The organism is Aliterella sp. E5.1 (assembly GCF_057473825.1).
Window position 1 is genome coordinate 1 of the sequence record NZ_JBYCCV010000163.1, and the last position, 5,150, is coordinate 5,150.

The window sequence follows — 5,150 nt, forward strand, 5'->3', positions numbered from 1 at the left end:
TTACTTCAATTGGATTTGGCAGCATAGTCGGTTCAAGTCCACTGCCGCACAACGAGCAGGATTAACCTCTCGACCATGGACTTGGAATGATATCGTGACCTATCCCACAATAATCTGACGCACTACCGAACAGCGCATTATTTAAACGATCAAAGCAGAATTAAAAGACTTTTAACTACACCTTGACCAATATTTAATGTTGGGCTGGTATGTTCATCATGCTCCCGTCTAAGCGGGCTTATAAAACTAGATAATTGCCTTTTTATCAATACTGAGGCAATGGTTAGTTTAGTAATTATTTTCGCTCTCCTAAATCAATCAATATTTATGACTTACTCTAATATTCACCAATTATTATCAAATAGACTCAACCGCCGGAGATTGTTAATTGGCGCAGGAGCTTTAACAGGTTTAACCCTTGCAACTGGGGGGCAAAGAAAAGTATTAGCTCACCCCAAATTCTCTGATTATCCCTTTAAGCTTGGTGTTGCTTCTGGCGAACCATTACCAGACAGTGTAGTATTATGGACGCGACTAGCTCCAGACCCTCTCAATGGTGGTGGAATGCCACAACAAAATGTTCCCGTGCAGTGGCTTGTTGCCGCCGATGAAAATATGCGCCAGGTTGTTCGCAGTGGTACGGCGATGGCTACGCCGGAATTTGCCCACTCTGTTCATGTTGAGGTACAAGGATTACGACCAGCGCGCTGGTACTGGTATCAGTTCCGTGTCGGAAATGAACTAAGCGATGTAGGACGCACTCGTACTGCTTCTGCACCTAGAACACGTCTTAATCAGCTAAATTTTGCGTTTGTTACTTGCCAGAAGTGGGAAGATGGCTTTTACTCTGCCTATCGCCGTTTAGCAGAAGAAGAACTAGATGTAGTCTTCCATTTAGGTGACTACATTTACGAATACGGCATCAATTCCACAGGCGGCGTACGCAACGTAGCTTTGCCAGAACAGTTTCAACAAGAGACACAAACCCTAGAGCAGTATCGCCTCCGCTATGCCCTGTATAAAACCGATCCAGATTTGCAAAAGGCTCATGCCTTATTTCCCTTCGTAGTCACTTGGGACGACCACGAAGTAGATAACGATTATACTGACGCAATCTCTGAAAACAAGGATCCCGTTGCAGAGTTTCTGGCGCGACGAGCGGCGGCGTATCAAGCCTATTACGAGCATATGCCGCTACGCCGATTCTCTGCCCCACGGGGAGCGGATATGCGCCTCTATCGGCGGCTGACCTTTGGAGATTTAGCCGAATTCAGTGTGCTTGATACTAGGCAGTACCGCAGCGACCACCCCTGCGGTGACGGTGAGACACCTCGCTGCGAGGCAGCACTAGACTCAGCACAGACAATGACTGGCGCTCGGCAAGAACGCTGGCTTTTTGACGGTCTCGACCGTTCTAAGGCTTGCTGGAATGTAATTGCTCAACAAGTTCTGATGGCTCAGTTAGACCATAAAATTGGCACGGGTGAAATCTTTTGGAACGACTCGTGGGACGGCTACCCCCTCGCACGCCAGCGACTATTGAACCATATTACCAACCGAAAGATTGCTAACCCCGTTGTGATTACTGGCGACTGGCACTCTACATTTGTTAACGACCTTAAGTTGGATTTCAAAGCTCCTAATTCACCTACTGTAGCAACGGAGTTTGTCACCCCTTCGCTTACCAGTAACGGCGACCGGGAGGTCTACGGTCCTTACTACGGTCCAATGATTCCAGAGAACCCACACATTAAGTTCTTTGATGGCGATCGCCGTGGCTATTTTCGGGTCAATCTCAACCGCGAACGTTGGCATACTGACTTGCGGATTGTTACTACTGTTAGTCAACCAGATGCACCCGTTTATACTCTAGCTTCATTTACGGTTGAAAACGGTCGTCCAGGCGTACAGCACGAGTAATATAACGTTCACAGGTTAATAGGATAACGGGGAGTGCCGTTTTGGAGCATATGTATGAAAGTCTTAGCTTTTGCACTTGAGCTTTTTTATTTTTAAACGCGCGAACGCTAACCTCTTATACTGATACTAATTTAAATTGATAAAGTGACAAATGACGTAAACTCAGAAGTGTAGTTTAGGGTTGTCCTAGGCGAGTTAGTAATTAAATGGCATCGAAAGATCAAGAATAAAGGGAATAACCATTATATTGCAGCTTAAATGCTTATTAGCTTACTAACTTGCGTATCAGCGTCCACCAGTAGAACGGTCGCACCTTGCGTTCTTAGCCAGCAGGCAAAATGGACGGCAGAAGTGGACTTCCCCGAACCCCCTTTTTCATTAACAAATCCGATTACAGTCCCCATTTGATTAATTGGGTAATGCTTTACTTACTGCATTATTGCAGTAATGCAGTAAGTAATCAATAGCTTTAGAGTAAAAAGTTAGGAGACTATAAATGCAATTGCAATTGCTCCTCACGGGCGCAAACCTAAAAGCTTGCTTAAACTTCACACTCTATTTCACATTTTTGCTTTATAATAGTTTCAGAAAACTTCAAGTATCAGTCCCAGATCTGAGTATGCACAGACTCTTTAAACACCTAGAAAAGGATGGAGAAAGTGGTTAACATCAACCCACTCATTGCAAAGCCACCTGATGAGGTGCCATTAAAGCCAGCCCCTCTGGTTCGTGTAATTGCACAGGTACGCTTTCCATCCATTCTTTCTATTCAAGAAAAGAGTTTTGTTGGTCATTTCCAGGAAGCGATTCGAGAAAAATATCCTATCCTACAGCCTGAGCAGACTCATGGTTTAATCTTCAGTCCTCAAGGACTTATGCCGACAGGGACTCAAGTGATTTGGAGGTTTGCGGATACTAGCGGATACTGGCGAGTATCACTAGCATCAGATTTTCTATCGCTTGAGACAGTTGCTTACTCAAGCCGCAGTAACTTTCTAGAGCGTCTGGAGAATGTGCTTTTAGCACTTGATACACACATAAAGCCTCAGATTGTTGAACGGTTTGGATTGCGCTACATAGATAGACTCATCAGCCCAGAGAGGGAAGATATATCAAAGCTTGTACGCCCTGAGATTGCTGGTATTTTGGCAACCGAGGTTGGGGAAAACGTACATCAAACCATCAACGAGTCTTTGTTCGACTTCCCAGGGGGACAAGAGCAGATAATTGCACGGTGGGGACTTTTGCCAGCGAATGCAACTATTGATCCAACCGCACTTGAGCCAATTGCTGAACCTAGTTGGGTACTTGATCTAGATATGTCTCTCTCAACACAGCGAGAGTTTAGTGTCGAAGGACTTATAAGTGAGGGGCAGCGCTTTGCTGAACGTATTTATACTGTCTTCCGATGGGTGGTGAATGATAACTTTTTGCAGCGATTTGGAGGTAAAATGTGAACTCTCTTTTAACTAGAAGTCCTTATCCATCTTCAGGCACTTCTGTCAATGAATCTATGGGATACCAAGTTACTCATAAATTTACTGTTGTAGCAGTGTCGGTGTTTCCTGCTCTTTCTGGAACGGTAGCTAATGAACCAATTTCTGATCGAGATTTATTACTTGTTTTAGAACGAACGAATAGTGGTCTTCCATTGTCCTTCCAATCAGCTAATTCGGCGGAAGCCAATCGTGATGCCCTCAATGAACTGAGAAAATTAAGTGGTTTAACATGGGAGCAACTTGCTAAGCTCTTCAATGTCTCGCGCAGAAGCCTACATTTTTGGGCAAGTGGGCAGCCATTATCACGTTTTAATGAAGAGAATCTTAATCGATTATTAGGCACTATTCGATATATCAACCGAGGTAGTGCAAGTATTAATCGCAATCTTTTACTGAGTCCTGGTCAGGATGGTAGGCTGCTTTTCGATCTGCTAATAGCGGGTGAGCATGAGGAAGTCAAACAGATTCTTGGTTCTGGAAATGCACCTCAGAAACCGCAGCTAGTGCCTTTATCAAAAGATGCTAGGATGTCGCGTATGCCACCGCCTCCAGAAAATTTGGTTAATGCTCTGCAAGAGCCTATCCATCGTGAGGTTGGACGCTCTCGACCTGTGCGTGCGGCAAGGAGCCGCAAACATGGCAGTTGATAATGAACGTGAGGCATGGATTCAGGAAATAGACGCTGCTCTCCAGAAATGGTGTCAAGGTGATTATGTTCTCGGTGAGCAGTGGTTTATCCAACGCTTTAACCCTAAGCGACCTTTGACAGATGAATCTAAAGATGTTGCAGCAGAAGGCGATCTTGCAGAATCTGAAGTCAGAGGCTTTGTTGTCGTCACGCAAACCTGCGATATTGTGCGTTCTTGCGCTTGCCGTCCATTTATAGAGGTAGTACCTCTTGTGGAAGTAAATGAACAATATTTACACGATATTCAGCGAGGTAGACGACCGCAGTATGCTTATATTTCAGGGGCTGCGGAGCATCGTCTCGTCGCCGATCTAGATCGTGTGATGACCGTAGAAAAAGCTGTTGTTGCAGAATGGGAACGCAAAGCGGGATGGAGCGACGATCGAGACGTTAGAGCGCTAGGTCAAGCACTGGCACGGAAACGAGTTCGTTTTGCTTTTCCTGATGACTTCACGGCGTTGGCTAGAAAACTTCAGGAGCGTTTGCAAAATAAGCATGATAAGGAAAGCTCTGAGGGAGAAGCACTTCGCGCCCTACGTGAGATTAGAGTAAGAGCGGCACCTTCTTGGAATGATCCTGAGATTGAACTGATGTTTTGGTTTATCCGCCATGAAGAACCAGTCCAGTTTCAGGGAACAGGATGGGACCAACAACTCCCAAACTGGTTAGCTCTACTCCCTAAGTCAGGACGCTTCAAATCTATCGAAGGCTTAGTAGTCACTCTGGAGGACATGACGGCGAAGGACTATGTGGAGAGCGATCCATTAGATCTGGATCATTTATCCCGCTAGCGCAAAGGATTTTATAGTTTCCGCCCTACAAACTTTATAATTGAGCGCTCGCTTCTCTGGCTATTTCCGCTTCCTTGCGTCCAGCCTGAAGTGCGACTTCTCTGAGTTGGGGTAGATATAGCGAAGATACTGTTGGCGAATTCAAAAAAAAGCCAAAAAAGCAACTTATAGTCAAATCGAACTGATAAGAAGTGACAGTTTGGCTAATGTAATTTTTTTGTGGGATTCAATAATCGAGTAAGAGTAAGATCA

General features: G+C 45.1%; 5 protein-coding genes and 1 pseudogene. 5 read left to right on the top strand and 1 reads right to left on the bottom strand.

Annotation, left to right across the window (positions count from 1 at the left end; genetic code table 11):
• Positions 1 to 118 (top strand): annotated as a pseudogene (locus AC2VE5_RS23940) (IS1 family transposase); the annotation flags it as partial.
• A gap of 209 nt (positions 119 to 327) precedes the next feature.
• The gene (locus tag AC2VE5_RS23945; RefSeq protein ID WP_486890146.1) at positions 328 to 1,920 is read left to right on the top strand and encodes an alkaline phosphatase D family protein; all 1,593 of its coding nucleotides are present in this window, start codon (positions 328 to 330) and stop codon (positions 1,918 to 1,920) included.
• Positions 1,921 to 2,174: 254 nt separating this feature from the next.
• Here AC2VE5_RS23945 and AC2VE5_RS23950 read toward each other — a convergent pair whose 3' ends face one another.
• Positions 2,175 to 2,324, bottom strand: coding sequence for a ParA family protein (locus tag AC2VE5_RS23950; RefSeq protein ID WP_486890147.1), 150 nt, complete (start codon positions 2,322 to 2,324; stop codon positions 2,175 to 2,177).
• A gap of 246 nt (positions 2,325 to 2,570) precedes the next feature.
• Here AC2VE5_RS23950 and AC2VE5_RS23955 point away from each other — a divergent pair, with 246 nt between their 5' ends.
• Genes AC2VE5_RS23955 through AC2VE5_RS23965 form a run of 3 tightly spaced genes read left to right on the top strand, consistent with a single transcriptional unit; the run spans position 2,571 to position 4,898 of the window.
• Positions 2,571 to 3,377, top strand: coding sequence for a TIGR04255 family protein (locus tag AC2VE5_RS23955; protein WP_486890148.1), 807 nt, complete (start codon positions 2,571 to 2,573; stop codon positions 3,375 to 3,377).
• Positions 3,374 to 4,066 (top strand): helix-turn-helix domain-containing protein, encoded by a 693-nt coding sequence (locus AC2VE5_RS23960; RefSeq protein ID WP_486890149.1) that lies wholly within the window; start codon positions 3,374 to 3,376, stop codon positions 4,064 to 4,066. The genes AC2VE5_RS23955 and AC2VE5_RS23960 overlap by 4 nt, the downstream gene beginning before the upstream one ends.
• Positions 4,056 to 4,898: a hypothetical protein gene (locus AC2VE5_RS23965; protein ID WP_486890150.1), complete on the top strand. Its 843-nt coding sequence runs from the start codon at positions 4,056 to 4,058 to the stop codon at positions 4,896 to 4,898. Before AC2VE5_RS23960 ends, AC2VE5_RS23965 begins: the two co-directional genes overlap by 11 nt.
• Positions 4,899 to 5,150: the final 252 nt, after the last annotated feature.

Bases quoted from the DNA above. Each gene is read 5' to 3' on its own strand.
- AC2VE5_RS23945 (WP_486890146.1), top strand. From the start codon at position 328: ATGACTTACTCTAATATTCACCAATTATTATCAAATAGACTCAACCGC.
- AC2VE5_RS23950 (WP_486890147.1), bottom strand. From the start codon at position 2,324: ATGGGGACTGTAATCGGATTTGTTAATGAAAAAGGGGGTTCGGGGAAG.
- AC2VE5_RS23955 (WP_486890148.1), top strand. From the start codon at position 2,571: ATGGAGAAAGTGGTTAACATCAACCCACTCATTGCAAAGCCACCTGAT.
- AC2VE5_RS23965 (WP_486890150.1), top strand. From the start codon at position 4,056: ATGGCAGTTGATAATGAACGTGAGGCATGGATTCAGGAAATAGACGCT.